21 protein-coding genes are annotated in these 25,135 nt (G+C 72.6%); 11 read left to right on the forward strand and 10 right to left on the reverse strand.

Annotated features, from left to right (window positions below; translation table 11 throughout):
* Nucleotide 1: 1 nt before the first annotated feature.
* Nucleotides 2-1,537 carry an acyl-CoA synthetase gene (locus ACFQRI_RS15875; protein WP_380669202.1) on the reverse strand — a complete coding sequence of 512 codons (1,536 nt, stop codon included), beginning with the start codon at nucleotides 1,535-1,537 and terminating at the stop codon, nucleotides 2-4.
* A 135-nt stretch (nucleotides 1,538-1,672) separates the two neighbouring features.
* Here ACFQRI_RS15875 and ACFQRI_RS15880 point away from each other — a divergent pair, with 135 nt between their 5' ends.
* From ACFQRI_RS15880 to ACFQRI_RS15915, 8 genes are all read left to right on the forward strand, one after another.
* Nucleotides 1,673-2,464 carry a TIGR03084 family metal-binding protein gene (locus ACFQRI_RS15880; protein WP_380669204.1) on the forward strand — a complete coding sequence of 264 codons (792 nt, stop codon included), beginning with the start codon at nucleotides 1,673-1,675 and terminating at the stop codon, nucleotides 2,462-2,464.
* Nucleotides 2,461-4,194 (forward strand): acyclic terpene utilization AtuA family protein, encoded by a 1,734-nt coding sequence (locus tag ACFQRI_RS15885; protein ID WP_380669206.1) that lies wholly within the window; start codon nucleotides 2,461-2,463, stop codon nucleotides 4,192-4,194. The genes ACFQRI_RS15880 and ACFQRI_RS15885 overlap by 4 nt, the downstream gene beginning before the upstream one ends.
* Nucleotides 4,191-5,339, forward strand: coding sequence for an acyl-CoA dehydrogenase family protein (locus ACFQRI_RS15890; RefSeq protein WP_380669207.1), 1,149 nt, complete (start codon nucleotides 4,191-4,193; stop codon nucleotides 5,337-5,339). The genes ACFQRI_RS15885 and ACFQRI_RS15890 overlap by 4 nt, the downstream gene beginning before the upstream one ends.
* Complete coding sequence (locus ACFQRI_RS15895) at nucleotides 5,336-6,934, forward strand: acyl-CoA carboxylase subunit beta (RefSeq protein ID WP_380669209.1); 1,599 nt, start codon at nucleotides 5,336-5,338, stop codon at nucleotides 6,932-6,934. The genes ACFQRI_RS15890 and ACFQRI_RS15895 overlap by 4 nt, the downstream gene beginning before the upstream one ends.
* A 7-nt stretch (nucleotides 6,935-6,941) precedes the next feature.
* A complete protein-coding gene (locus ACFQRI_RS15900) occupies nucleotides 6,942-8,927 on the forward strand; it encodes an ATP-binding protein (RefSeq protein ID WP_380669211.1) in 1,986 nt (661 codons plus the stop codon).
* Between the two features lie 27 nt (nucleotides 8,928-8,954).
* Nucleotides 8,955-10,115 carry an acyl-CoA dehydrogenase family protein gene (locus tag ACFQRI_RS15905; protein ID WP_380669213.1) on the forward strand — a complete coding sequence of 387 codons (1,161 nt, stop codon included), beginning with the start codon at nucleotides 8,955-8,957 and terminating at the stop codon, nucleotides 10,113-10,115.
* Nucleotides 10,116-10,391: 276 nt separating this feature from the next.
* A complete protein-coding gene (locus tag ACFQRI_RS15910) occupies nucleotides 10,392-11,198 on the forward strand; it encodes an enoyl-CoA hydratase family protein (RefSeq protein ID WP_380669215.1) in 807 nt (268 codons plus the stop codon).
* On the forward strand, nucleotides 11,195-11,800 hold the full coding sequence (locus ACFQRI_RS15915) for a TetR/AcrR family transcriptional regulator (protein ID WP_380669217.1): 606 nt from the start codon (nucleotides 11,195-11,197) through the stop codon (nucleotides 11,798-11,800). The genes ACFQRI_RS15910 and ACFQRI_RS15915 overlap by 4 nt, the downstream gene beginning before the upstream one ends.
* Nucleotides 11,801-11,838: 38 nt before the next feature.
* Here ACFQRI_RS15915 and ACFQRI_RS15920 read toward each other — a convergent pair whose 3' ends face one another.
* Nucleotides 11,839-12,777: a hypothetical protein gene (locus ACFQRI_RS15920; protein WP_380669219.1), complete on the reverse strand. Its 939-nt coding sequence runs from the start codon at nucleotides 12,775-12,777 to the stop codon at nucleotides 11,839-11,841.
* Nucleotides 12,778-13,199: 422 nt separating this feature from the next.
* On the opposite strand from ACFQRI_RS15920, the gene ACFQRI_RS15925 reads away from it, so the two are divergent.
* A complete protein-coding gene (locus tag ACFQRI_RS15925) occupies nucleotides 13,200-13,790 on the forward strand; it encodes a class I SAM-dependent methyltransferase (RefSeq protein WP_380669221.1) in 591 nt (196 codons plus the stop codon).
* A 42-nt stretch (nucleotides 13,791-13,832) separates the two neighbouring features.
* On the opposite strand, the gene ACFQRI_RS15930 is transcribed toward ACFQRI_RS15925, so the two are convergent.
* The 5 genes from ACFQRI_RS15930 to ACFQRI_RS15950 form a co-directional block, all read right to left on the reverse strand.
* Nucleotides 13,833-14,042 carry a DUF2795 domain-containing protein gene (locus ACFQRI_RS15930; RefSeq protein ID WP_380669223.1) on the reverse strand — a complete coding sequence of 70 codons (210 nt, stop codon included), beginning with the start codon at nucleotides 14,040-14,042 and terminating at the stop codon, nucleotides 13,833-13,835.
* Between the two features lie 12 nt (nucleotides 14,043-14,054).
* Nucleotides 14,055-14,396, reverse strand: coding sequence for a DUF8129 domain-containing protein (locus tag ACFQRI_RS15935; protein ID WP_380669225.1), 342 nt, complete (start codon nucleotides 14,394-14,396; stop codon nucleotides 14,055-14,057).
* A gap of 147 nt (nucleotides 14,397-14,543) precedes the next feature.
* On the reverse strand, nucleotides 14,544-15,410 hold the full coding sequence (locus ACFQRI_RS15940) for an SDR family oxidoreductase (protein ID WP_380669227.1): 867 nt from the start codon (nucleotides 15,408-15,410) through the stop codon (nucleotides 14,544-14,546).
* Nucleotides 15,411-15,499: 89 nt separating this feature from the next.
* Nucleotides 15,500-16,735, reverse strand: a complete 1,236-nt coding sequence (locus ACFQRI_RS15945) for a family 1 glycosylhydrolase (RefSeq protein WP_380669229.1) — start codon at nucleotides 16,733-16,735, stop codon at nucleotides 15,500-15,502.
* Between the two features lie 31 nt (nucleotides 16,736-16,766).
* Nucleotides 16,767-18,098 carry an MFS transporter gene (locus ACFQRI_RS15950; RefSeq protein WP_380669231.1) on the reverse strand — a complete coding sequence of 444 codons (1,332 nt, stop codon included), beginning with the start codon at nucleotides 18,096-18,098 and terminating at the stop codon, nucleotides 16,767-16,769.
* Nucleotides 18,099-18,204: 106 nt separating this feature from the next.
* On the opposite strand from ACFQRI_RS15950, the gene ACFQRI_RS15955 reads away from it, so the two are divergent.
* Nucleotides 18,205-18,852, forward strand: a complete 648-nt coding sequence (locus tag ACFQRI_RS15955) for a TetR family transcriptional regulator (protein ID WP_380669233.1) — start codon at nucleotides 18,205-18,207, stop codon at nucleotides 18,850-18,852.
* A 139-nt stretch (nucleotides 18,853-18,991) separates the two neighbouring features.
* On the opposite strand, the gene ACFQRI_RS15960 is transcribed toward ACFQRI_RS15955, so the two are convergent.
* Nucleotides 18,992-21,562 carry a family 78 glycoside hydrolase catalytic domain gene (locus ACFQRI_RS15960; protein WP_380669235.1) on the reverse strand — a complete coding sequence of 857 codons (2,571 nt, stop codon included), beginning with the start codon at nucleotides 21,560-21,562 and terminating at the stop codon, nucleotides 18,992-18,994.
* Nucleotides 21,563-21,887: 325 nt separating this feature from the next.
* On the opposite strand from ACFQRI_RS15960, the gene ACFQRI_RS15965 reads away from it, so the two are divergent.
* A complete protein-coding gene (locus ACFQRI_RS15965; RefSeq protein WP_380669237.1) occupies nucleotides 21,888-23,162 on the forward strand; it encodes an MFS transporter in 1,275 nt (424 codons plus the stop codon).
* 132 nt (nucleotides 23,163-23,294) lie between these two features.
* Here ACFQRI_RS15965 and ACFQRI_RS15970 read toward each other — a convergent pair whose 3' ends face one another.
* Both ACFQRI_RS15970 and ACFQRI_RS15975 read right to left on the reverse strand, forming a co-directional pair.
* Nucleotides 23,295-24,170: a LysR family transcriptional regulator gene (locus ACFQRI_RS15970; RefSeq protein ID WP_380669239.1), complete on the reverse strand. Its 876-nt coding sequence runs from the start codon at nucleotides 24,168-24,170 to the stop codon at nucleotides 23,295-23,297.
* Between the two features lie 82 nt (nucleotides 24,171-24,252).
* A complete protein-coding gene (locus ACFQRI_RS15975; RefSeq protein ID WP_380669241.1) occupies nucleotides 24,253-25,008 on the reverse strand; it encodes an SDR family oxidoreductase in 756 nt (251 codons plus the stop codon).
* Between the last annotated feature and the right edge of the window lie 127 nt (nucleotides 25,009-25,135).

Here is a 25,135-nt window from a genome sequence, read left to right on the forward strand (position 1 = left end):
GTCACTCCGCGGCGGGCAGCTGCTCGCGCAGCCGGTACTTGAGGATCTTGCCGGTGGGGTTGCGGGGCAGGGCGTCGGTGAACTCCAGCCGCAGCGGGATCTTGAAGCCGGCCAGCTTGTCCCGGCAGAACTCGCGCAGCTCGTCGAGGGTGAGCCTGCCGCCGGGCTGCAGCGCGACCACCGCGGTGACCGCCTCGCCCCAGCGCTCGTGCGGCGTGCCCAGCACCGCGACCTCGGCGATGGCCGGGTGGTGGTAGAGCACGTCCTCGACCTCGGCGGGGTAGACGTTCTCGCCGCCGCTGATGACCATGTCCTTGACCCGGTCGACCACCCACACGTAACCGTCCTCGTCGGCCACGCCGACGTCGCCGGTGTGGAACCAGTCCTCCTCGTCGAGGACCGCCTCGGTGGCCTCGGGGTTGTTCCAGTAGCCCTTCATCACCTGCGGGCCGCGCACGCAGATCTCGCCGCGCTCACCCGGCGGGACCGGGCTGTTCTCGGCGTCCACCAGCCGCACGTCCGACAGCGGCAGCACTTCGTGCCCGGCCGCGCCGACCTTCACGTCCACCTCGTCGGTGCGCAGGATCAGCGCCAGCGGGGCGGTTTCGGTCAGCCCGTAGCCCTGGGCGAACGGGACGCCGCGGTCGCCGTAGGCCTTGATCAGGGCTTCCGGGACCGGGGCGCCGCCGCAGATCAGGTAGCGCAGACTGCTCAGGTCGGCGGCCTCGAACTCCGGCAGCTGGCTCATGAACAGGAACATCGCGGGGACGCCGAACATCGTGGTCACCCGGTACTCGGGGATGAGCTTGAGCACCGCCGACGGGTCGAAGCCCGGCATCAGCACCACGTGACCGCCCTTCTGCAGGGTGATCAGCGTGGTGACGTTGAGGCCGCCGATGTGGAACAGCGGGGCGCACACCAGCGTCACGTCGTCCTGGCTGGGGTCGAAGGCCAGCATGGAGCCGACGTTGTTCCAGAACAGGTTGCCGTGGGTGAGCATGGCGCCCTTCGGGCGGCCCGTGGTGCCCGAGGTGTACATGATCACCGCGACGTCCTCGGACCCCGGGAAGACCGGTTCGACCAGGGGTTCCCGATCGGCGACGAGCGCGTCGAGGTGCTCCCAGCCCTCGACCGGGCTCAGCGCGATCGCCCGGCGCACCCCGGAGCTGGCGCGGACCGCGTCGCCGGTGGGGGTGTGCTCGGCGTCGGCGACCAGGGTGTGCACCCCGGCATCGGTGAGGATGAACTCGAGCTCGGCGGAGGTCAGCCGGTTGTTCAGCGGCACGAAGATGCCACCGGCGCGGACGGTGGCGAACAAGGTCACCAGGAAGTCCGGGTGGTTGAGGCCCACGTAGCCGACCCGGTCGCCGGTGCGCAGGCCACCGGCGGCGAGCTCGGCGGCGAAGCGGTCGATGCGGTCGGCGAACTCCCGGTAGGTCTGCGTGCGTCCGTCGAAGGTCAGGGCGGGCAGGTTCGGCGTGGCGGCGGCGCGGCGGGCGATCCAAGAACCGAGATCCATCGGCGGCGTCACGGTCATGCGCTGGCTCCCTTGCCTCGGCGATGAGCAGAAAGTGTGTTCCACATCATACTTTCGTCGATGGTAAGCCAGGCGCAAGCCCAAAACAATCAATCGTGCTTGATTTATTTTGGGGGCCTTGCCATGCTGAGCCGCATGCCGAAAAACGACGCCGTTCTCGGCGATCTCGCCGCCGAAGGCGAGGAGCTCGACGCCCTGGTGGCCGGCCTGGCCGAGGACCGCTGGGGCATCGCGACCCCGGCCGAGGGCTGGACGATCGCCCACCAGATCGCGCACCTGGCCTGGACCGACGACGTGGCGCTGCTGTCGGCGACCGACCCGCCGCGCTTCGCCGAGGTCCTCGACCGGGCCGCCCGGGATCCGCACGGGTTCGTCGACGAGGCCGCCGAGGAGCGCGCGCGCACCCGCCCCGCCGAGCTGCTCGCGGGCTGGCGCGCCGGACGCGCCCGGCTGCTCGACGCGCTGCGCGCCGTCCCCGACGGGCACAAGCTCGACTGGTTCGGCCCGCCGATGAGCGCCACCTCCATGGCCACGGCGAGGCTGATGGAGACCTGGGCGCACGGCCAGGACGTCGCCGATACCCTCGGCGTCACCCGCCCGTCCACCGCGCGGCTGCGCAACGTCTGCCACATCGGAGCGCGCACCCGCGACTTCGCCTACGCCGTGCACGGGCAGGACCCGCCCGCCGAGCCCTTCCGCGTCGAGCTCACCGCGCCGGACGGCAGCACCTGGAGCTGGGGACCCGAGGACGCCGCGCAGCGCGTGAGCGGCCCGGCGCTGGACTTCTGCCTGCTGGTCACCCAGCGCCGCCACCCCGACGACCTCGCCGTGGCGGCGACCGGAACCGACGCCGCGCACTGGCTGACCATCGCCCAGGCATTCGCCGGGTTGCCGGGCACCGGCAGGAAGGCGGGGCAGTTCGCGTGACGACCCGACCGCTGGCCGCCGATCCCGAACTCATCCGGATCGGCAACTGCTCCGGTTTCTACGGCGACCGCTTCAGCGCGATGCGCGAGATGCTCACCGGCGGGGAGCTGGACGTGCTCACCGGCGACTACCTCGCCGAGCTGACCATGCTCATCCTCGGCCGCGACCGGATGAAGGACCCCGCCCGCGGCTACGCCAAGACCTTCCTGCGCCAGATGCGCGAGTGCCTGGCGCTCGCGCTGGAGCGCGACGTGCGGATCGTGGTCAACGCGGGCGGGCTCAACCCCGCCGGGCTGGCCGCGGAGCTGCGCGAGCTGGCCGGTGAGCTCGGGGTGAGCCCCAAGATCGCCCACGTGGAGGGCGACGACCTCACCTCGCGGGCCGCCGAGCTCGGCCTCGGCCAGCCGCTGACCGCCAACGCCTACCTGGGCGCCTGGGGCATCGTCGAATGCCTGCGCGCCGACGCCGACGTGGTGGTCACCGGGCGGGTCACCGACGCCTCGCTGGCCGCGGGGCCCGCCGCCGCGCACTTCGGCTGGGGCCGCGAGGACCACGACCGGCTGGCCGGGGCGGTCGTGGCCGGGCACGTCGTCGAGTGCGGCGCGCAGGCCACCGGCGGCAACTACTCGTTCTTCACCGAGATCGACGACCTCACCCACCCCGGATTCCCGATCGCCGAGATCCGCCGCGACGGCAGCTCGGTCATCACCAAGCACCCCGGGACGGGGGGAGCGGTCACCCCGGACACCGTGACCGCGCAGCTGGTCTACGAGATCCAGGACGCCCGCTACGCCGGGCCGGACGTCACCACGAGGCTGGACACCGTCGAACTGGCCCAGGAAGGGCCCGACCGGGTGCGCATCAGCGGCGTCGCGGGCGAGCCGCCGCCGTCGACGCTCAAGGTCGGGCTCAACACCCTCGGCGGGCACCGCAACGAGATGTCCTTCGTGCTCACGGGTCTGGACGTCGAGGCCAAGGCGGAGCTGGCCCGCGAGCAGCTCGAATCGCACCTGGCCGAGCGTCCCGCGGAGCTGACCTGGACGCTGGCGCGGCTGGACCGGCCCGACGCGGAGACCCAGGAGGAGGCCAGCGCGATCCTGCGCTGCGTGGTCCGCGACGACGACCCGGACGTGGTCGGGCGCGCGTTCTCCGGCATCGCCGTCGAGCTGGCCCTGGCCAGCTATCCCGGGTTCAGCCTCACCTCGGTGCCCGGGAACGCCTCGCCCTACGGCGATTTCAGCTCCGGCCAGGTGGACGCGGGGCAGGTGCCGCACGTGGCGGTGCTGCCCGACGGCACCCGCGTCGGCATCCCGCCGGCCGCGCGCACCCGCGAGCTCGAAGAGCTCCCCGAGCCCGAACTGCCCGCACCGCCGCCGGACGGGCCCACCGCGCGCAGACCGCTGGGCGAGGTGGTCGCCGCGCGCAGCGGCGACAAGGGCGGCGACGCCAACATCGGCGTGTGGGTGCGCACCGACGAGCAGTGGCGCTGGCTGGTGCACGCGCTCACCTCGACCACGGTGCGCGAGATGCTGCCCGAGGCCGCCGAGTTGCCCATCACCCGAACCGCGCTGCCGAAGCTGCGGGCGGTCAACTTCGTGATCGGGGGAATCCTCGGGCGCGGTGCGGCCTACCGGGCGCGGTTCGACCCGCAGGCCAAGGGGCTGGGCGAGTGGCTGCGCTCGCGCGGCATCGACCTGCCCGAAGCGCTCGTCGAGGAGGAGTCGCGGTGAACCCCTGGGAGACCGACGAGCGGCGCGAGCTGCGCGCCACCGTGCGCAGGTTCGTCGAAACCGACGTGCTGCCGCACCTCGACGAGTGGGAGCGGGCCGGCGAGCTGCCCCGCAGCCTGCACGAGCGGGCGGGCGAGCTCGGGCTGCTGGGCGCGGGCTTCCCGGCCGAGGTCGGCGGCGGTGGCGGCGACCTCATCGATGTCTCGGTGATCACCGAGGAGATGCACCAAGCCGGTGCTTCCGGCGGGCTGTTCGCCTCGCTGTTCACCTGCGGCATCGCCGTGCCGCACCTGGTCTGGGCCGGTGATCCCGAGCAGATCGAGCGCTGGGTGCGCCCGACGCTGGCCGGGACGAAGATCGGTTCGCTGGCCATCACCGAACCCGACGGCGGCTCCGACGTCGGGCACCTCAGGACGCGCGCCGAGCGCGACGGCGATCACTACGTGGTCAACGGCGCCAAGACCTTCATCACCTCCGGCTGCCGCGCCGACTTCGTGGTCGCGGCGGTTCGCACCGGAGGCCCCGGGGCCGAGGGCATTTCGCTGCTGGTGATCGAGAAGGGCACGCCCGGGTTCACCGTCACCCGCAAGCTGGAGAAGATGGGCTGGCACGCCTCGGACACCGCCGAGCTGTCCTTCGCCGACGCCCGCGTGCCGGTGGCGAACCTGGTGGGTCCGGAGAACTCCGGCTTCCTGCAGATCGCGCAGGCCTTCCTCGCCGAACGGCTCTCGCTGGCGGTGCAGGCCTGCGCCAGCGCGCAGCGCTGCCTGGAGCTCACCGAGCGGTGGTGCCGCGACCGGGAGACCTTCGGGCGTCCGCTGATCAGCAGGCAGTCGGTGCAGAACACGCTCACCGAGATGGCCCGCAAGATCGACGTCGCCCGCGTCTACACCAGGCGGCTGGCCGAGCGCTCGGTGGCGGGCGAGACCGACCTGGTGGTGGAGACCTGCTTCGCCAAGAACACCGCCGTCGAGGTCGGCGAGTGGGTCGTGCACCAGGCGGTGCAGCTCTTCGGCGGGCTCGGCTACATGCGCGAGAGCGAGATCGAGCGCCAGTACCGGGACATGCGCATCCTGGGCATCGGCGGCGGAACCACCGAGATCATGACGGGGCTGGCGGCCAGCAGGTTGGGGTATCGAGCATGACGCAGCTGCGATCTACTTTGGACACCAGTTCGCCGGAGTACCGCGAGGCGGTCGAGGCGATGAGCGGCAAGATCGCCGAGATCCAGGACGAGCACGCCAAGGCCGTCGCCGGCGGCGGACCGGAGAAGGTCGAGCGGCACCGCGAGCGCGGCAAGCTCACCGCGCGCGAGCGCATCGAGCTGCTCGTCGACGAGGACTCGCCGTTCCTGGAGCTGTGCCCGCTGGCAGCGTGGGGCAGCGACTTCCAGGTCGGCGCCTCGATGGTCACCGGGATCGGGGTCGTCGAGGGCGTCGAGTGCATGATCATCGCCAACGACCCGACCGTGGCCGGCGGCACGAGCAACCCGTGGACGCTCAAGAAGTCCTTCCGCGCCCACGAGATCATCGAGCAGAACCGGCTGCCGGTGATCTGCCTGGTCGAATCCGGCGGCGCCGACCTGCGCACGCAGAAGGAGGTGTTCATCCCCGGCGGCAAGATGTTCCGCGAGCTCACCCGCGCCTCGGCCGCCGGGATCCCCACCATCTCCCTGGTCTTCGGCAACTCCACCGCCGGCGGCGCCTACATCCCCGGCATGTCCGACCACGTGGTGATGGTCAAGGAGCGCTCGAAGGTCTTCCTCGGCGGGCCGCCGCTGGTGAAGATGGCCACCGGCGAGGACTCCGACGACGAATCGCTCGGCGGCGCCGAGATGCACGCGCGCACCTCCGGGCTGGCCGACCACCTCGCCGAGGACGAGCCCGACGCGCTGCGCATCGGCCGCAACGTCATCAGGCGGCTCAACTGGAAGAAGCGGGGGCCCGCGCCGCGCGCGGAGGTCGCGCCGCCGCGCCACGACCCCGAGGAGCTGCTGGGCGTGGTGCCCTCCGACCTCAAGGTGCCCTTCGACCCGCGCGAGGTCATCGCGCGCGTCGTCGACGGGTCGGACTTCGACGAGTTCAAACCGCTGTACGGCAACAGCCTGGTCACCGGCTGGGCGGAGCTGCACGGCTACCCGATCGGCGTGCTCGCCAACGCCCGCGGCGTGCTGTTCAGCGAGGAGTCGCAGAAGGCCACCCAGTTCATCCAGCTGGCCAACCAGTCCGACACGCCGCTGCTGTTCCTGCACAACACCACCGGCTACATGGTCGGCAAGGAGTACGAGCAGGGCGGCATCATCAAGCACGGCGCGATGATGATCAACGCGGTGTCCAACTCCACCGTGCCGCACCTGTCGGTGCTCATGGGCGCCTCCTACGGCGCCGGGCACTACGGCATGTGCGGGCGCGCCTACGACCCGAGGTTCCTGTTCGCCTGGCCCAGCGCGAAGTCCGCCGTGATGGGGCCGGCCCAGCTGGCCGGCGTCATCTCGATCGTGAGCCGCGCCGCCGCCGAGGCCAAGGGCAAGCCGTTCGACGAGGACTCCGACGAGGCGATGCGGGCGATGGTCGAGCAGCAGGTCGAGTCCGAGTCGCTGCCGATGTTCCTGTCCGGCCTGCTCTACGACGACGGCGTCATCGACCCGCGCGACACCCGCGAGGTGCTCGGCATGTGCCTGTCGGCGATCCACAACGCCCCCGTCGCCGGCGCCGAGCGCTTCGGCGTCTTCCGGATGTGAGGCTGCGATGAACTCTCCGATCACCAACGTGCTCGTCGCCAACCGCGGCGAGATCGCCCGACGGGTGTTCGCCACCGCCCGCCGGATGGGCCTGGGCACCACCGCGGTGTTCTCCGACGCCGACGCGGCCGCCCCGCACGCGCTCGAAGCCGACGCGGCCGTGCGGCTGCCCGGGCGGACCCCGGCGGAGACCTACCTGCGCGCCGACGCGGTGATCGCCGCCGCCCGGGCCGCCGGGGCCGACGCGGTGCACCCCGGCTACGGGTTCCTGTCCGAGAACGCCGCCTTCGCCCGCGCCGCGACCGAAGCCGGGCTGACGTGGATCGGCCCGCCCGCCGCGGCCATCGAGTCGATGGGATCGAAGGTCGAGGCCAAGAAGCTCATGGCCGAGGCCGGGGTGCCGGTGCTCGGCGAGCTCGACCCCGGTGCGGTGAGCCAGGAGCAGCTGCCGGTGCTGATCAAGGCCTCCGCCGGTGGCGGCGGCCGCGGCATGCGCGTGGTGCGCTCGCTGGCCGAGCTGCCCGAGCAGCTGGAAGCCGCGCGGCGCGAGGCGGAGTCCGCCTTCGCGGACCCCACGGTGTTCTGCGAGCGGTACCTGGAGACCGGCAGGCACGTCGAGGTGCAGGTGCTCGCCGACCGCCGCGGCGCGGTGTGGGCGCTCGGCGAGCGCGAGTGCTCCATCCAGCGGCGCCACCAGAAGGTGGTCGAGGAAGCGCCCTCGCCGCTGGTCGAGCGGGTGGACGGGATGCGGGAGCGGCTGTTCGAAGCCGCCCGGCTGGCCGCCGCGGCCATCGGCTACGAAGGAGCCGGGACCGTGGAGTTCCTGGCCGACGAGCGCGGCGAGTTCTTCTTCCTGGAGATGAACACCCGCCTGCAGGTCGAGCACCCGGTCACCGAGAACACCACCGGACTGGACCTGGTGCGCCACCAGCTGCGCATCGCCGGCGGCCACCCGCTCCCGGACTCGCCACCGCCGACCCGCGGGCACTCCATCGAGGTCCGCCTCTACGCCGAGGACCCGGCGCGGGACTGGCAGCCGCAGAGCGGAACCCTGCGGCGCATCGAAATCCCCGGCGCCGCTGCGGATTTCGCCGTGCTGGACGAGCCCGGCGTGCGCGTCGACACCGGTGTGGTCGGCGGCAGCGAGGTCAGCGTGCACTACGACCCGATGCTGGGCAAGGTCATCTCCTTCGGGGAGACCCGCGCCGAGGCCGCGCACCTGCTCGCGGCCGCGCTCGGCCGCGCGCGCATCCACGGGCTGGTCACCAACCGCGACCTGCTGGTGCGGGTGCTGCGCCACGATGCCTTCCTGGCGGGGGAGACCGACACCGCGTTCTTCGACCGGCACGGCCTGGACGCCCTCGCGCGCCCGCTGGCCGACGAGACCGCCACCGAGCTGTCGGCGGTGGCCGCCGCGCTCGCCGAGTCCGCGGCCAACCGCCGCGGCGCGCGGGTCAACTCCGCGATCACCGCGGGATGGCGCAACGTCGCGGCCGAACCGCAGCGCAAGACCTTCAGCACCGCCTCGGGCGCCGACGTCGAGGTGCGCTACCGGCCCACCCGCGCCGGCGTCGAGGTCGACGACCACCCCGGCCTGGTCGTCGTGCGGGCCGAGCCGGAGCGCGTGGTGCTCGACGTGCCCGGCGAGCACGGACCGGTGCGCCGGACCTTCGACATCGCCCGCTACGGCGAGCTGGCCTGCGTCGACTCCCCGCTGGGACCGGTGGCCCTGGTCCGCAAGCCGCGATTCGTCGACCCGGCCGCCCTGGTCGCCGCGGGATCGCTGCTGGCGCCCATGCCCGGCAGCGTGCTGCGGGTCGCCGCCGAGGTCGGGGACCAGGTCGAGCGGGGACAGCCGATCCTGTGGCTGGAGGCGATGAAGATGGAGCACACCATCGCGGCCCCGACCGACGGGGTGCTCACCGAGATCGGCGTGACCGCCGGTCAGCAGGTCGACGTCGGCGCCGTGCTCGCCGTCGTCGAGGAAGGGTAACCGAGCGCGCCCACCGGAGGGGAACGGATGAGCTTCGTCGAAACCACCGAGCAGAAGGAGCTGCGCGCAGCCGTCGCCAAGCTGGCCCAGCGCTACAACTACCTCGACTACGCGCTGCCCAAAGCCAGAGCGGGCGAACCGCTGACCGAGCTGTGGCACGAAGCCGGCGAGCTCGGCTTCCTCGGCGTCAACCTGCCCGAGGAGCACGGCGGGGGAGGCGCGGGCATCTACGAGCTGGCGCTGGTGCAGGAGGAGCTCGCCGCGCAGGGCGCCGGGCTGCTGCTGGTCGTCGTCTCGCCGGCCATCTGCGGCACCATCATCGCCAAGTACGGCACCCGCGAGCAGCAGACCCGTTGGCTGCCGCGGCTCTCCGACGGTTCGGCGAAGATGGCCTTCGCCATCACCGAACCCGACGCGGGCTCCAACTCGCACCAGATCACCACCACCGCCCGGCGCGACGGGACCGAGTGGCTGCTCAACGGGCAGAAGGTGTTCATCTCCGGGGTCGACCAGGCCGACGCGGTGCTGGTCGTGGCCCGCACCGAGGACGCCAGCACCGGCAAGCTCAAGCCCGCGCTGTTCATCGTGCCCACCGACGCGGCCAACTTCACCGCGCAGCGCATGGAGATGGACATCGTCGAACCGGACCACCAGTTCACCCTGTTCCTCGACGAGGTGCGGCTGCCCGCCGAAGCGCTGGTCGGCGAGGAGGACGCGGCGATCGCGCAGCTGTTCTCCGGGCTCAACCCCGAGCGCATCCTCGGCGCCGCGATGGCCGTCGGGATGGGTCGCTACGCCCTGGACCGGGCCGTTGAGTACGCCGGGACCCGGCAGGTCTGGAAGACCCCGATCGGCGCGCACCAGGGCATCGCGCACCCGCTGGCGCAGCTCAAGGTCGAACTCGAACTGGCCAAGCTGATGATGCAGAAGGCCGCCGCGCTCTACGACAGCGGTGACGACGCCAACGCCGCAGAAGCCGCCAACATGGCCAAGTACGCCGCCGCCGAGGCCAGCATCGGTGCGCTCGACCGCGCGATCCAGACCCACGGCGGTTCCGGGCTGAGCAGCGACCACGGCCTGGGCGCGATGCTCGGCGCGGCGCGCATCGCCCGGATCGCCCCGGTCAGCCGGGAGATGGTGCTCAACTTCGTGGCCCAGCACTCCCTCGGCCTCCCCAAGTCGTATTGATTCGCCGTTGGGCTCTCGGCTCGCGTCGCGGTGCGGGTGGCGGAACCTCAGCGGCCCTCCGGCTGCGGGATCCGCTCCTCGATCAGCCGACGTGCGCCGCGTCGCGGCTGTCCTCGCCGGAGGGCCGCTGAGAACCCGCGGCGGTGCCGGTTGCTCGGGCGGGCGCTTCGGCTCGCGGCTTCGCCGCTTGCGACTCGGGGAGCAGATCGGGGTTGGGGGTTGCGGTCGGGGTGTCTTCTTTCGGTTCTGGAAGTTCTCCTTTTCGGAGGGATTGGTATGACCGAGCCGTTGGTGCGGTGTTCCGTCGGCGGGGGTGCTGCCACGGTCGTGCTGGACTCGCCGCACAACCGCAACGCGCTGTCCAACCGGCTGGTGGCCGAACTGCACCAGGGCCTGGCCGACGCGGCCGAGGACCCGGAGGTGCGGGCGGTCGTGCTCACCCACACCGGCGGGACCTTCTGCGCGGGCGCCGACCTCTCCGACGCGGGGCAGAGCACCACCGAGGAGTGCTCGCGCGCGATGGCCGAGCTGCTGCGCGCGATCGTCGAGCTGCCCAAGCCGGTGCTCGGCCGCGTCGACGGGCACGTCCGGGCGGGCGGCATGGGGCTGGTCGGAGCTTGCGACGTGGTGGCGGCGGGGAAGCGGTCGACCTTCTCGCTCACCGAGGCGCGGCTGGGTCTCGCGCCCTCGATCATCTCGTTGACGGTGCTGCCCCGGCTGACCTCGCGGGCCGCGAGCCGCTACTTCCTCACGGGCGAGACGTTCGGCCCCGCGCAGGCCGAGCGGCTCGGCCTGATCACCGAGGCGGCCGAGGCCCCGGACGCCGCGGTCGGAGCGGTGCTGGCCCAGGTGCGCGAGTGCTCGCCGCAGGGGCTGGCCGAGTCCAAGCGGTTGACCACCGCCGAGGTGCTCGCGGGCTTCGACGAGTCCGCCGAGCTGCTGGCCTCGCGGTCCGCTAGCCTGTTCGAAACCCCCGAGGCGATGGAGGGCATGACGGCGTTCCTGGAGAAGCGGGCCCCGCCTGGGCGCAGTGATCGAGCCGTGGTGATCGACGTGATCACGTGGGCGAGGAGCAGCACATGACCTCACGAGAACCCAAGCAGGACCGCAGCCGGGCGACCCGTCAGCGCCTGCTCGAATCGACCGTCGACTGCCTCGCCGAGCACGGCTGGGCCGCCACCACGGTCACCGTCGCCGCCGAGAAGGCGGGGGTCTCGCGGGGCGCGGCGCAGCACCACTTCCCGACCCGCGAGGAGCTGATCACCGCGGCCCTGGAGCACATGTTCGACACCCGCATGGCCGAGGTGCGCGAGGAGGTCGACGAGGTGCCGGTCGGGCCCGGCCGCACCGAGGCCGTGATCACGCGGATGGTCGACTACTTCACCGGGACGCTGTTCAAGGCCGCTCTGCAGGTGTGGACCGCGGCGGCGGCCGACGAGGCGCTCAAGGCGCGGATCGTGCCGCTGGAGGCCAGGTTCGGCCGGGCGGTGCACCGCGTCACCGTCGAACTGCTCGGCGCCGACGACACCGACCCGGCCACCCACCGCCTCGTGCAGGCCACCCTCGACATGGCCCGCGGCCTGGGGCTGGCCGACGTCCTCACCGACGACTCGGCGCGCCGCAAGGGCATCGTCGAGCAGTGGGCGGCGACCCTCGACGCGGCCCTGCGCCGCGCCCCGAGCTGACCTTCGCGGGGGGCGCGCTGCGCGACCGGGCCGCGGGCTCACTCCTGGGAGGTCGCCGCGTCCACCTGGGCGTGCAGGACCGCGACCGCCTGGTCGAGCGTGAGCCCGGTGTCCGCGGCGTGGTCGAGGTAGGCGAGGATGCGCTGCCCGTCCTCGTCGAGGACGGTGTTGGTCGCGTCCGCGGTGGCCGCGTCGAGGGTGCCGAGGCTGGCGCGCTGCTGCGCACCGCGCACCGCCCGGCGCAGGATGGCCGTCTCCTGCGCGTTCGGGCGCCGCCGCTCCTCGGCGAGCCGCGCGAGGACGCGCCGCACGGTCGGGTCGTGCTTGACCGTCGCGGTCCGCGCCGCGTAGGCGGCCACGAGCTGGGACTCGTGCTGATCGTGCCGGGCGTCGGCGGCGCTGTCCTCGGCGTGCACCAGCGGTAGCTCGGCGTGCAGCGAGTCCAGCGCCTCGCGCATCCGCGCATCGCGCGCGCGGGCCCTGGCGACCGGGTCCGGGCGCCGCTCGCGGGCCTGCTCCTGCGCCTGCTCGCGGGCCTGCTGCCCGGCGGCGGTCAGCGGTCGGCGCGAGGGTCCCAGGCCGTCGTTGAGCTGCTGCTGGCGCTTGAGCCGCAGGTGCATGTCCAGCGACTGGCCGGCCCGCGGCGGGGCCAAGCGAGCGTTGCGCTCCGAGTCGACGTCCTCGTCGGCGTCGCGGAACCACTTCCGCAGCCGCCGCACCAGGAAGTCCTCCGGCGACTCCTGATCGCCCCGCCGGGGCTGGAAGCCCTCCTGGCCCTGCGGGAGGTTGTCGAGGGCGACCTTGATCGCGTCGACGCACCACCCCGCGTCGTACCAGCGATCGAGGATGGCCTTGGCCTCCGAGGTCACCGGGTGCCCGGGGAACACCTCGAGGAAGAGCTTCCGCGTGGCCAGCTCGGCCTGCTCCTCGTCGCCGGGGATCACCCGCCCCGGCCACGTCTTCGGCGTGAATGCCATCCGCGCTGCTCCCTGAGCGAACCGCTACCTGCGAGGTCCGCTCGCGCGGACCCCGCACCAGGGTATCCGCACGCGGGGCGAGCCACGGGCGGCGGCGCGGGGCCCGCGGCCCCCGTTCTTGCGCATCCGCGCCCCGGGCGGCCGAGGTGATCAGCGGACGGCTTCGTCCGAAGTCCTGCGCAGCTTCGATCGCCGCGCGCGGACGTCGAACGTCCGGGCGTTCCCGTTCGAAGACCTCCAGCGCGGAGCGCGCGCACGACGCGGCGAATCCGGCGACCCCCGGAGGTCGTCCCGGCTGAGCTCGATCGCTTCCTCGCCCACGTGGTCCATCGTCGCCTCCGGCGGCGCGTCAGGTGTTGCCCCGAGGGATGACCGGGGCGTTCCCGGATGCCGGGTGCGGCGGGTCGTGGTGGGCTCGGGGGATGAGCAGGTTGACCGGGGTTCTGGAGCGCGCCTTCGGGCGTCCGCGAGGCGCGTTGGGCAGGTTCGGCGGGACGGTGATGGCGCGCGGGAACGCCGAGCAGGAGCGGCGGGCCGTGGCGGAGGCCGGGATCGAACCCGGTCAACGCGTGCTGGTGATCGGCCCCGGACCCGGGGTGGGGTTGCAGCTCGCCGCGGCGGCGGTGGTGCCCGGCGGGCACGTGATCGGAGTCGATCCCTCCGCGGAGATGCGCGGCATGGCGCAGGCCCGGTGCGCCGCCGAGATCATCGACCGGGTCGTCGCGCTGCGCGCGGGCGGAGCCGAGGACACCGGTTGCGCGGACGGTTCGATCGACGTCGCGATCTCGGTGAACAACGTGATGATGTGGGATCGCCCGCGCGGGTTCGCCGAGCTGCACCGGGTGCTGCGGCCCGGTGGGCGGCTGCTGATCAGCGTGCACCGGCACGTCCTGGGCGTCTCGGCGGAGGAGCTGCGCGAGGACGCGATCAGCGCCGGGTTCCAGCGCGCGGAGATCGACCTGCGCCCCCGCCGGTTCAGCAGTCCCGCCGTCGAGCTGAACGCCCGGCGCTGAGGTCCGCGCAGGGGTGCTTCGCCGGGCAGCACCCGCGGAGCATCACCCGGTGGCCTTGTCGGGTTCCTGCGGGACGGCTCGTTCGACCTCGTCGCTGTTGGCGTAGGTCGCATCGGGCAGCGCCTGCAGGGCCTGCAGCGTCTTCGGGCCCGCGCCGCGCTCCTCGGCGTAGTCGATCAGGTACTCCTTGTCGGCGGGGAACTGCGCTCCCTGCAGCGCCTTGGCCACGCGACGTTCGTCGGAGTCGGTCATCGGCTCGCTCCTTCACTGCTTGCGGGGACGATCCGCCTTGGGCTTGCCCGGCAGCTCTCCCGTGCCGTGGCGGGGCGGGTGCATCGGCTGCGGGGAGCCGCTGGGGTCGACCGGCGAGCCGTGCGAGGTGCCCTCGGTCTCCACCGGGTCGTCGAGCTGCCTGCCCTGCGAGGGCACCGCGCCGTTGTGCAGCTCCTCCAGGCGCTGGGACAGGATCGTCACGACTTGGGGCCGATCGTTGTGCTCCTGCTCGTAGTCCAGCAGCTGCTGCACCTCGTCGGTGGTCAGCGAGCGGATGCGGTGCTGCAGCGAGCCGACCGGCAGGTTGTCGTAGTCGGGCAGCGGGAGGGACATGTCGCTCTCCTCGGATAGCGGATTCGCCCCAGAGCCATACCCGCGGGCGCCACCACCAATCACATCCCCGCCGCGCGCGGACCTCCTTCGAGCGGCGTCCGCGGCGCCGAGGTGTGCTCGGCCGCCGCCCCGGGTACCCGTGGCGGTTCAGCCGGGGTGGGTCTCGCCGCCGACCGGCGCCAGGACCTCGCCGGTGTAGTAGCTGGAGAGGCGATCGGACGCGAAGAACACGTAGGAGGGCGCGATCTCGTCGGGATGCGCCGCGCGCTGCATCGGCACCTGCTCGCCGAAGCCCTCGACCTTCTCCTCGGGCAGCGTCGCCGGGATCAGCGGTGTCCACACCGGACCCGGGGCCACGCAGTTCACCCGGATCCCGCTGGTGGCCAGGGACTGCGCGAGCGACTGGGTGAGCGCGTGCACCGCGCCCTTGCTCGCCGAGTAGTCCATCAGGTCCTTGTTGCCGCGCAGCCCGTTGACCGATCCGGTGTTGATGATCGCCCCGCCCGCGCCGAGGTGTTCGAGCGCGGCCCGGCACATCCAGAACACCGCGTAGACGTTGACCTTGAAGGTCCGGTCGAACTGCTCGGTGTCGATGTCGGCGAAGTCCGGCTGCACCGACTGCACGCCGGCGTGGTTGACCAGGACGTCCAGCCCGCCCAGCGCCTCGGCCGCCGAGCGCACCAGCTCCTGGCAGTACTCCGGGTCGGCCACGTCGCCCCGGAACAGGTGGCACCGGCGTCCCTGCTCGCGGACCAGCGCCCGGGTGCGCTCGGCGTCGGAGTCCTCGGACGCGCCGAAGTAGTTGATCGCCACGTCCGCGCCCTCCTTGGCGAAGGCCACCGCGACCGCGCGCCCGATGCCCGAGTCGCCACCGGTGATCAGCGCGCGCTCGCCCTCCAGGTGCCCGCTGCCGCGGTACTCGCGCATCTCGTCGCGGGGGTGCGGAACCATCGGCTCGGTGGTGCCCGGCGGCGACTGCTGCTGCGCGGGGACACCGGTGGACCTCTCGCTCATCGAAGCTCCCCTCTTCGGCGGGTTCCCGGAACACCCAAGCTTGGTTCCCCGTCCGCCCCCGCGCGAAACCCCGCCCGCCGGGGCCGCGGTCACCGGCCCCGGTGGTGCCGGACCGCAGCCGCGTAGGCCTTCGCGCTGGGCTTCGGCGTGCGGTCGAAGGTCTCGCGGTCGACGGCCAGCAGGCCGAGCTTCGGCCCGTAGCCGAAGATCCACTCGAAGTTGTCCATCAGGGTCCAGTGCAGGTAGCCGAGAACCGGTGTGCCAGCACCGACCTCATCGCCCAGCAGGTCGAGAGCGGCCGGGATGAACTCCGCGCGCTGCGCGTCGTCCTCGGTCTGCAGGCCGTGCTCGGTGACCAGCACCGGAACGCCCGCGACCCGGTGGGCGTAGCGGACCGCACCGGCCAGCGACGCCGGGTCGATCACCGAGTTCATCCCGTTGCGCGGTCCTTCGGGCACGACCTCGCCATCGGGTCCGTGGAAGATGCGCTCGTAGTTCTGCACGCCGATGAAGTCGTCCTCGCGGGCGACGGCCAGCCAGTGGTCGTAGACCGCCGCGCGCCGCGCGTCGCGGTGCTGCTCGCCACCGGGCAGCGCGACCTCGTCGGCCATCGCGATCGACACGCCGACCGGCAGGTCGCCGCGGCGGGCCTTGATCGCCGACTTCGCGGCGCGGTGCGCCCGGGTGAACGCCGCCTGGAAATCGGGCTGCGCGTCCGAGGGGATGACGTTGGAGGCGAAGTAGCGCTCGGTGCCCGCGGCGCGCGCCGCCGCGGCGAGCATCTCGCGCTTGGTCGTCTCGGCCTCGGCGGGGAGCTTCCCACCGGCCTGCAGCAGCTGCTCCAGGTTCGGCTCGTTGATGGTCACGCCCGCGGCGATCCGGTCGCCGAAGCGCGCCGTCACGCGATCGCACTGCGCGGCGAAGCGCTCCGCGGCGTCCGCCGCGAGCCAGGACCCGGCGGCCGAGAACCAGTGCGGCGCGGCGAAGTGGTTGAACGTCACCACGGGTGCCAGGCCGCGCTCCAGCGCGCCGTCGACCACCTGCTCGTAGTGGTCCAGCGCCTCGGCGGACACCTCGCCGCGCTCGGGCTCGACCCTGGCCCACTCCACCGAGAACCGGAACGCGTTGAGCCCCAGCCCGGCGACGGTGTCCAGGTCCTCGGGCCAGCGCTGGTAGCCCCGGCAGGCCGGTCCGCTGGGCTCCTGGAAGAGCGTGGGCGCGGTGCGCTCCAGGAACCAGATGTCGCTGCGCTCGTTGTCGCCCTCGTTCTGGTGCCCGGCCAGGGCCACGCCCCACAGGAAGTCCGCGGGGAAGGTGCCAGACATGCGATGTGCTCCTTCTGAGTCGGCGGCGCGCTCAGCGCGCGCCGCGGATGAACAGGATCAGCGAACCGCCGGCGAACGCCGCGACCGCTCCGGCGACGAACAGCGCTGCGAAGTTCTCCCCGCCCGACGCGCCGATGGCCAGCAGGGCCGGGGCCACCGCGGCCACGAGGGCCACCGGCAGGTTGTCGGCGATCTTGAGCAGGCCGAGGTCCTTGGCCGGGTTGTCCGGGTCGGGCAGCACCCGGGTGGCCAGCACCAGCTCGACGGCGAAGTACACGCCCTGGCCGAGCCCGACCACGCCGCAGGCGAACAGGTAGACGCCGAGCCCGGGGGCCGCGGCGGCGATCAGCAGGCCGGCGCCGAGGATCATCGCGGCGGCCAGGACGAAGGGCTTGCGCACGTTCAGCGCGTCGGTGAGCCTGCCCACGGCGGGCGCGGTCAGCATCGTGACGCCCGCGTTGATCACCACGGTCAGCAGGATCGTCCCGCCGAGCTGCGCGGGGGAGAGGTCCAGCTCGCGCAGCAGGAAGATCGCCTGGTAGCCGTTGAGCGCGGCGACCCCGGAGAACACCAGCAGGCGGCTGGCGAACACGAGGGCGAAGTCCGGGAAGCGCAGCGGGTTCACCCAGAACACGCCGAGGAGCTCGCGCCAGTCGAGGCGGGCGGGCGCCCGGTCGGCGCGCGGGTCGTGGATCACCGCGGCGAGCAGCAGCATCGCCACCACCGCGATCGCGGTCGGGATGCCCACCAGCGGGACCAGGCGGTCCCCGAAGGGCGTGCCCACGGCCATGCCGACGAGCGCGCCCAGCGGCGTGCCCATGCTCAGCATCGCGGTGACCGGGCCGCGCTCGTCCGGTGGGAGCTGGTCGGCGACCAGCGCGGTGGTCGTCACGCCCGCGGTCACGAACCCCGCCGTGATCAGCAGGTGCGCCAGGACGAGGACCGGCACGGCGGGCGCGGTGATCAGCAGCAGCCCGCCGAGCGCGAAGGCCGCGGCGGCCGCGAGCAGGTAGGGGCGCCTGCGCCCGAGGCGCGAGCGGGTGCGGTCGCTGAGCGCGCCCACGGTCGGCAGTGCGATGAGGGTGAACGCCCCGGCGATGCCGCTGGACAGGGAGATGGTCGCGGTGGCAGCCGTCGAGTCCAGCTCGGTGGCCTTGAGGGTCAGGGTGAGCAGCGCGGCCGACATCTGCGCCGCTCCCGCTCCGATCGCCGCGAACGCGACGAGGAGCGTGAAACCCCTTGGTGCTGAGCGCGATTCGGTGCTCGCAGCGGATGTCGGCGCTGTCGCGGGTGCGGTGGGCTCGATGGGGTTGGTCATGGTGGCTTCCTTGCCGTGAGGGGCCGTCGCGGACGGCCCGGCCATCGTCGTCGTCGAGCGATGCGCCCCACCGGTGGGCGTGCGTCAGGCAACCTAACACGAAAACCTAATGGGTTGAAGGTTTTCGTTCGGGCCGGATAAAATCCCTGGTGTGGCCGGTTCCAGGGGCGAGTACCGCAAGAGCGCGCAGCGGCGCGAGCAGATCGTCGAAGCGGCCTTCGCGGTGTTCGCGAAGGCCGGTTACACCGCGAGCTCGGTCAGCCAGATCGCCCGCGAGGTCGGCATGACCCAGGCCGGCGTGCTGCACCACTTCGCCGGCGGCAAGACTGCGCTGCTCGAGGCCGTGCTGGAGCGGCGCGACGAGCGCGCCGAACAGGTGCTGGAAGGGCGTCGCGGCACCGGTTTCCTGGCCGGGCTGGTGGAGATCTCGCGGGAGCAGGCGGGTCTGCGCGGTGCGGTGCAGCTCTACACGATCCTGTCGGCCGAGGCCACCGATCCCGACCACCCCGCCCACGAGCGCTTCCGCGACCGCGTGGAGCGGATCGCCTCAGCGGTCGCCAACGCCTACGCCGAGGCGCGTGCGGACGGCGCCCTGCGCGAGGGCGTCGAGCCCCGCGCGGCGGCGCTGAGCACGTTGGCGATGACCGAAGGCCTCGAACTCCTCTGGCTCAACGGCCAGGACGTCGACATGGCCGAGGCGATCCGCGCGCACATCAACACCTTCCTCGCCGAACCGCTCCAACCTGCTCTCCCGGGGGCTCGGCAAACCGCCGATCAGCCCACCCCCACGGCTCGGTGACCATCACCCGCCCCACCCGGAACCCCGCGAGACCCCGCCGGGTGGACTCGAAGAACCCTTGAACTCGACCCGCGAAATTCAAGGGTTCTTCGAGTGCCAGCCGATCGTGGGCGGGTGTGTCGGGTTCGGAGGGGTGGGGTCAGATCGCGCAGGTGTGCGTGGCGCGGCCCGAGGTGAGGTCGTGGCCGGTGCCGTCGGGGAGGTCGAGGCGGGCCGTGCAGTTGGCGGGCACCTCGGTGCGCACCGTGAGCGTCCCGTCGTCGATGGACCAGTCGATGGCGACCTGGCCGTAGGGCCCGTCGTAGGCTCCGCGGGCCCAGGTCAGCCCACCGCCGGGTCGCGGGGCGAAGTGGATGCGCCGCCAGCCCGGGGTCGCGGGGGCCAGGCCCGCGATCGTGCTGTGCATCCAGTTCGCCACCGCACCGAGGGCGTAGTGGTTGAACGAGGTCATCTCGCCCGGGTTGACCGTGCCGTCGGGCAGCATCGAGTCCCAGCGCTCCCAGATGGTCGTCGCGCCCATCGTGACCGGGTAGAGCCAGGACGGGCAGCCGCGCTCCCGCAGCTGGCGGTAGGCGACGTCGAGCCCGCCGGTCGACGAGAGCGCCTGGGAGACCAGCGGAGTGCCCACGAAGCCGGTCGAGATCCGGTAGTCGGCCTCGACCACCAGGTCGCGAAGCCGCTCGCCGGCGCGCTCCCGCGACGCGGCGTCCTCCAGGATCTCGAAGGTCAGCAGCAGCGCGTAGCCGCACTGGGACTCCTCGGCGAGGCGACCTCCGCCGTCGGTCCACCGGTCGCGGATGGCCGCGCGGACCTCGGCGGCGAGCGCGCCGTAGTGCTCGGCGTCGGCGTCGCGGCCGATCGCGGTCGCGATGTCGGCGAGCCTGCGGGCGGAGTGCGCGAAGTAGGCGCTGGCGACCAGCTCGCGGTCGGTGGTGGCGCGGGCCGGGTCGTCCGGCGGGGCCGCGGGGTCCAGCCAGTCGCCGAGCTGGGTGTCGCCGGTCCACAGCCGGTCCGCCCCGGCGCGGCGGGCGAGCAGGTCGACCCACGCCTTGGCGCTGTCCCACTGCCGCCGCAGCAGCTCGGTGTCCCCGGAGGCCACGTAGAGGTCCCACGGCGTGAGCACCCCGGCGTCGCCCCAGGCGGCGATCGGGTCGCTCATGTCCCACGATCCCGCGTCGCGCAGCGTCGGGACGAACACCGGCACGGAGCCCTCCTCGGTCTGCTCGATCGCGAGGTCCCGCAGCCAGGAGGACAGCATCCCGGTCACGTCGTGCAGGAAGCTGGCGGTGCGGGCGAAGACCTGGATGTCGCCGGTCCAGCCGAGCCGTTCGTCGCGCTGCGGGCAGTCGGTGGGCAGGTCCACGAAGTTGCCGCGCATCGACCACACCACGTTGTCGTGCAGGGCGTTGAGGTCGGCGTCGGAGCAGGAGAACCAGCCGGTGCGGCGCAGATCGCTGTGCAGCACGCGCGCTTCCAGCTCCAGGTGGTCGAGAACCGCTGGCGGAGCTGTGACCTCGACGTAGCGGAACCCGTGGAAGGTGAACCTGGGCTCCCACTCCTCCTCGCCGGAACCCGCGAGCACGTAGCGGTCGGTCTGCGCGGCCTGGCGCAGCGGGCGGGTGCACAGCTCGCCGTCCTGCAGCACCTCGGCGTGCCGCAGCACGACCTCCTGGCCGCGCAGACCGCGGGTCCGCAGCGCCATCCGCCCCACCAGGTTCTGCCCGAGGTCCACCAGGAGCCGGTCGGGAGCGCGCCGTTCGGTGCGGGCCGGGCGCACCGAGCGGGTGCGCCGCACCGGCGGGCCGTCCGGGGCGACCAGGGTGGCCGGATCGCGCTCGAAGACGTGCACCGGGGACCAGCCGGTGTCGTCGAAGCCGGGCTCGGACCACCCGTGCGGGACCTCGCGGGCGTCGAAGGTCTCGCCGTCGTAGATCGAGGAGGTCAGGATCGGGCTGTCCGCGGCGCGCCAGTCCGGTCCGGTGGCGATCGTCTCCCGACCGCCGTCGGCGTAGCGGACTTCGAGCTGCGCGATGAGCGACTGGTCGGTCCCGTAGCGGTCGCGGGCTCCGCCGTGGAAGCCGATCCGCCCGCGGTACCACCCGTCGGCCAACCACGCGCCGATCGCGTTGGCGCCCTCGCCGAGCAGGTCGGTCACGTCGTGGGTGCGGTAGCGCAGCCGCCGGGAGTACGCGCTCCAGCCGGGGGAGAGCACGTCCTCGCCGACGCGTCGCCCGTTGATCTCGACCTCGGCGAGGCCGTGCGCGCTGACCCGCAACCGCGCCGAGGCGATCGGGCCGCGCAGCGCGAACCCGCGGCGCACCAGCGCCGGGCGCCGTTCCGTCCCGGGTTCGCCGGGATCTCCGCCGACCGGCAGGGCGACCCAGTCCTCGGCGGCCAGACCGCGCTCGACGACGGCGGGTTCGCTCCACTCCGAAACCCCGTCCGCGCCGTGCACGCGCACGCGCACGCGCGCCGCTTCCCCCGGTGCCAGCGGCGACTCCGGCCACGGCCGGTAGCGGGAGTCGTCGTCGGTGACGGGCCCGTGCACGGCGACCTGGTCGCCGCGGGCGATCTCCAGCTCGTAGGCGCGCTGGGTCCACCCGTCCGGGGCGGAGGTGGTCCAGGACAGCCTCGGCGAATCCGCGCCGATGCCGAGCGGTTCCCGGTGGTTCTCGGCGGTCGGTGCGTGGGGGATGGCGCTGTCGGTCATGGCGTCGAAGTCCTTGTCGTGTCGGCTCTGACGGCGGAGGCGCTCCGGAACGATTGAAAGCTTTCAGCAAGGACCGTACGGGCTCGGCATGCGGTGGACAAGATTCGGTTCGGGCCGGAACGGGCGATCTCGGAGCGGACGACGGCTGCGCCGAATCAGCTGGACGCTTTCGTTGAGCGAGAGCGGTTCGTCCGAGTTGTTGACATCGCCCCGACCGCACCGCACCATCTCGTGAAACGATTCAAGAGTTGCTTCGGCGGCCGTGGCCGATGACCACGGGAAGCGGAGCGCCGCTCTGGTCTGGCACGTCAAAGGAGATACGCCGATGACCGCACCTTCGCTCACCGCTCGCGACTGGACCCGGTCCGCCGTCGCGGGAATGGCGTCCTACTTGGACGCGGCAGCGATCGTCTCCACCGGCACCGCGCTGGTGCTCTTCCAGGACGCCCTCGGACTCGACCCGATGCAGATCGGCGTGCTGTCGTCGCTGCTGACCATCTCGATCGCCGCCGGTGCGCTCACCGGCGGCAGGCTCGGCGACCGCTTCGGACGCCGCAGGGTCTTCTCGCTGACCATGCTGCTGCTGGCGATCGGCGCCGGCCTGCTCGCCGCGGCGGCCGGGCCGGTGATGCTCTACGTCGGCGTGGTGCTCATCGGCTACGCCTCCGGAGCCGACCTGCCGGTCTCGCTCGCCCTGATCGCCGAGGAGGCGCCACCGGGCCAGGCGGGCAAGCTCGTCGGGCTCTCCCAGGTGCTGTGGTTCTGCGGCATCATCGCCACCCAGCTGCTGAGCATCGTCGTCGGCGGCATGGCCAGCACCGGTGGGCGCATCCTGTACGGGCACGTCGCCGTCGTCGCGGTGGTCGTGCTGCTGCTGCGGTTGCGGATCCCGGAGTCGGCGAAGTGGGCGGCCTCGCGCGAGCACCTCGGCGAGCCCGGCTCGAAGGCCGGCGCGCCCGGTGTGCGCGAACTGCTCACCGGACCCCACCTGCTGCCGCTGCTCGGGCTGATCACCTTCTACTCGCTGGTCAACGTCGTGGCCAACACCAAGGGCCAGTTCGGCACCTTCCTGTTCGTCAACGTCGCGGGATCCTCGGTTTCCACGGCCGCGGCGATCGGCGCGATCACGATGGGTCTCGGCGTCATCGTCGCCCTGTGGTTCATGAAGGTCGTCGACGGGCGGAACCGCTTGCGCTGGTACCTGGTCGGTGCCGCCTGCTACTTGACCGCCATGGGGATCGTCGTGGTCTTCGGCGTCTCGCAGTGGACCCTGATCGCCTCCTCGGTCTTCGGCGCGCTGGGCGGCTCCCTGGCCTTCGAGGGCATGCTCAAGATCTGGTGCCAGGAGGCGTTCCCGACGCTGCTGCGCGCCACCGCGCAGGGCACCGTGGTCGGCGTGGCGCGCGTGGTGGCCGCCATGGCCGCGGCCGTGACGCCTTCGCTGATGACCAACGCGCCGCGGGAGACCTTCGCGGGGCTGCTCGGCGTGGTGGCCGTCGGTTTGCTCGCGGGGCTGCTCGTCGGCCGAAGCGTCCAGCGCCACAACCACTTGCGCGACGACGACGCCGCCGAGCCCGAGCTCGCCGAGGAGGGCGCCTAGGGGTTTCCGGGAGTGCGTTGTGGGGCGGTGCGGGCAGGGGGTCGTGAGACGTCCTCTGATGTAGGCCGATGCGCGGCGTCGCGGCCTACTCACAACCCGCCGCGGCGCCGGCTGGGCACTCCTGGAGAACTCCTAGTCGGTCGCGGCGCGCAGGAACGCGTCGCGCGCCTCGGACGCGGTGTGCTGCGGCCACAGCGCGTGCAGCGGGACGTGCACGGCCGGGTCCAGCTCGACCACGCGGACCCGGCCGCCCGCCGCGATCCCGGGGGAGGCGGTGACGAAGGCGACGTGCCCGGTGCCGATCACCGCGGTCACCGGCGGGGTGCCCTGGATCGGGTTGCGGTGCAGCTCGGGCTCGAAACCGGCGTTGCGGCAGTGCTCGACGAGCAGGTCGGTGTAGCCGGACCGCCCCGGATGCCCCCACACCGCGATCGGCTCGTCGGCCAGCTCGGCCAAGCTCAGCGAGTCCTGCTCGGCGAGGCGGTGCTCGGCGGCCACGGCCACGCGCAACCGCTGCCGGGTCAGCGCGCCGCGGGCCAGCCCGCGCGCCGGGGACATCGCGCGGCACAGCCCCAGATCGAGCTCGCCGGACTGCAGCTGCCCGGTGAGCTCGTCCGGGTAGCGCTGGTTGACCTGCGTGCTCAGCTGCGGGTCGGCGGCGTGCACCTGGCGCAGCAGGGCGGTGACCTCGTCGCCGGTGACGGCCGGGGTGTGCCCGATGCGCAGCGTCTCGGCCTCCCCGCGACCGATGCGCCGGGCGCGCTGCAGCGCCGAGCGGGCCACGCCGTTCAGCACGCGCGCGTCGGCGATCAGCGCTCGACCGGCGGGCAGCACCGTCACGGCGCCCCCGCTGCGGTCGAGCAGGTCCACGCCCACCTCGCGCTCCAGCGCGCGGATCGAGCTGGACAGGGCCTGCTGCGAGAGGTGCACCCGCTTGGCGGCGGCGGTGAAGGTGCCCTCCTCGGCGACGGCCACCAGGTGTTCGAGCTTGTGCAGGTCCAGGCCCACGACGTCCCTCCCGTCGACTGCTGCCGAGCCTACGCACGGGCGGGAGCGCGTGCGCGCCGCGCTCCCGCCCGATCCCCCTCCCTCAGCGGGTGGTGTAGCCGCCGTTGGGGAACATGGTCTGCCCGGTGAACCACCAGCCCTCGGTGGCCAGGAACCGGATGATCGGCGCGATGTCCTCGATCTGGGTGAGCTGGTCGCCCATCGCCTGGGACTTGTGGAACTCCACGCGCTCCGGGGTTTCCTGCGGGTAGAAGAACGGGGTGTCCATCGGGCCGGGCGCCACGGTGTTGACCGAGATGCCGCGGTCGGCGAACTCCTTGGCCGCCGCCCGGGTGAAGTGCTCCAGCGGTGCCTTGCCGCCCGCGTAGGTGGAGTACCCGTCGGTGAACGCGGCGAGCAGCGAGGTGCCCAGGCTGATGATCTTGCCGTCGTCGTTGAGCCGCCGTCCGGCCTCCTGGATGAAGAAGTAGGCCGCCTTGGCGTTGATGCCGAACATGCGGTCGTACTCCTCCTCGGTGGTCTCGAGGATCGGCTTGCGCAGCACCATCCCGGTGGTGTTGACCGCGACGTCGGCGCCGCCGAAGGAGTCGATGGCCGCGTCGAAGACCTGCCGCACGTCGGCCACCCGGGTCAGGTCGCCCTGAACCGCGATGGCCTCCGAACCGGCCTCCTTGACCGCGTTGACCGTGCTCTCGGCGGCCTCCGCCGACGCGTCGCCGTGGTAGTGCACCACGATCTTGGCGCCCTCGGCGGCGAAGGTCGTCGACAGCAGGCCGCCCAGGTTCTTGGCGCCCCCGCCGATGACCGCGACCTTGTTCTGCAACGTCTGCTGTGGCATCCCTAGCTCCTGATGGAAGTCCTCGGCGGCCGTTCCTCGACCGCACCGACGACGCTAGGAGCGGATCTCGCGCGCCGGGAAACGCGAAGGCCGAGTAGGTCCACAAGCGTGACCGATACCCGCAGGT

Origin of the sequence: Saccharopolyspora griseoalba, from assembly GCF_042665275.1 — a bacterium.
In the GTDB taxonomy this organism is placed as follows: Bacteria; Actinomycetota; Actinomycetes; order Mycobacteriales; family Pseudonocardiaceae; genus Saccharopolyspora; species Saccharopolyspora griseoalba.

Excerpts from the sequence above, each read along its gene's own strand:
- ACFQRI_RS15875 (WP_380669202.1), bottom strand. The coding sequence starts at position 1,537 with ATGACCGTGACGCCGCCGATGGATCTCGGTTCTTGGATCGCCCGCCGC.
- ACFQRI_RS15880 (WP_380669204.1), top strand. The coding sequence starts at position 1,673 with ATGCCGAAAAACGACGCCGTTCTCGGCGATCTCGCCGCCGAAGGCGAG.
- ACFQRI_RS15895 (WP_380669209.1), top strand. The coding sequence starts at position 5,336 with ATGACGCAGCTGCGATCTACTTTGGACACCAGTTCGCCGGAGTACCGC.
- ACFQRI_RS15900 (WP_380669211.1), top strand. The coding sequence starts at position 6,942 with ATGAACTCTCCGATCACCAACGTGCTCGTCGCCAACCGCGGCGAGATC.
- ACFQRI_RS15905 (WP_380669213.1), top strand. The coding sequence starts at position 8,955 with ATGAGCTTCGTCGAAACCACCGAGCAGAAGGAGCTGCGCGCAGCCGTC.
- ACFQRI_RS15910 (WP_380669215.1), top strand. The coding sequence starts at position 10,392 with ATGACCGAGCCGTTGGTGCGGTGTTCCGTCGGCGGGGGTGCTGCCACG.
- ACFQRI_RS15915 (WP_380669217.1), top strand. The coding sequence starts at position 11,195 with ATGACCTCACGAGAACCCAAGCAGGACCGCAGCCGGGCGACCCGTCAG.
- ACFQRI_RS15920 (WP_380669219.1), bottom strand. The coding sequence starts at position 12,777 with ATGGCATTCACGCCGAAGACGTGGCCGGGGCGGGTGATCCCCGGCGAC.
- ACFQRI_RS15925 (WP_380669221.1), top strand. The coding sequence starts at position 13,200 with ATGAGCAGGTTGACCGGGGTTCTGGAGCGCGCCTTCGGGCGTCCGCGA.
- ACFQRI_RS15930 (WP_380669223.1), bottom strand. The coding sequence starts at position 14,042 with ATGACCGACTCCGACGAACGTCGCGTGGCCAAGGCGCTGCAGGGAGCG.
- ACFQRI_RS15935 (WP_380669225.1), bottom strand. The coding sequence starts at position 14,396 with ATGTCCCTCCCGCTGCCCGACTACGACAACCTGCCGGTCGGCTCGCTG.
- ACFQRI_RS15940 (WP_380669227.1), bottom strand. The coding sequence starts at position 15,410 with ATGAGCGAGAGGTCCACCGGTGTCCCCGCGCAGCAGCAGTCGCCGCCG.
- ACFQRI_RS15945 (WP_380669229.1), bottom strand. The coding sequence starts at position 16,735 with ATGTCTGGCACCTTCCCCGCGGACTTCCTGTGGGGCGTGGCCCTGGCC.
- ACFQRI_RS15950 (WP_380669231.1), bottom strand. The coding sequence starts at position 18,098 with ATGGCCGGGCCGTCCGCGACGGCCCCTCACGGCAAGGAAGCCACCATG.
- ACFQRI_RS15960 (WP_380669235.1), bottom strand. The coding sequence starts at position 21,562 with ATGACCGACAGCGCCATCCCCCACGCACCGACCGCCGAGAACCACCGG.
- ACFQRI_RS15965 (WP_380669237.1), top strand. The coding sequence starts at position 21,888 with ATGACCGCACCTTCGCTCACCGCTCGCGACTGGACCCGGTCCGCCGTC.
- ACFQRI_RS15975 (WP_380669241.1), bottom strand. The coding sequence starts at position 25,008 with ATGCCACAGCAGACGTTGCAGAACAAGGTCGCGGTCATCGGCGGGGGC.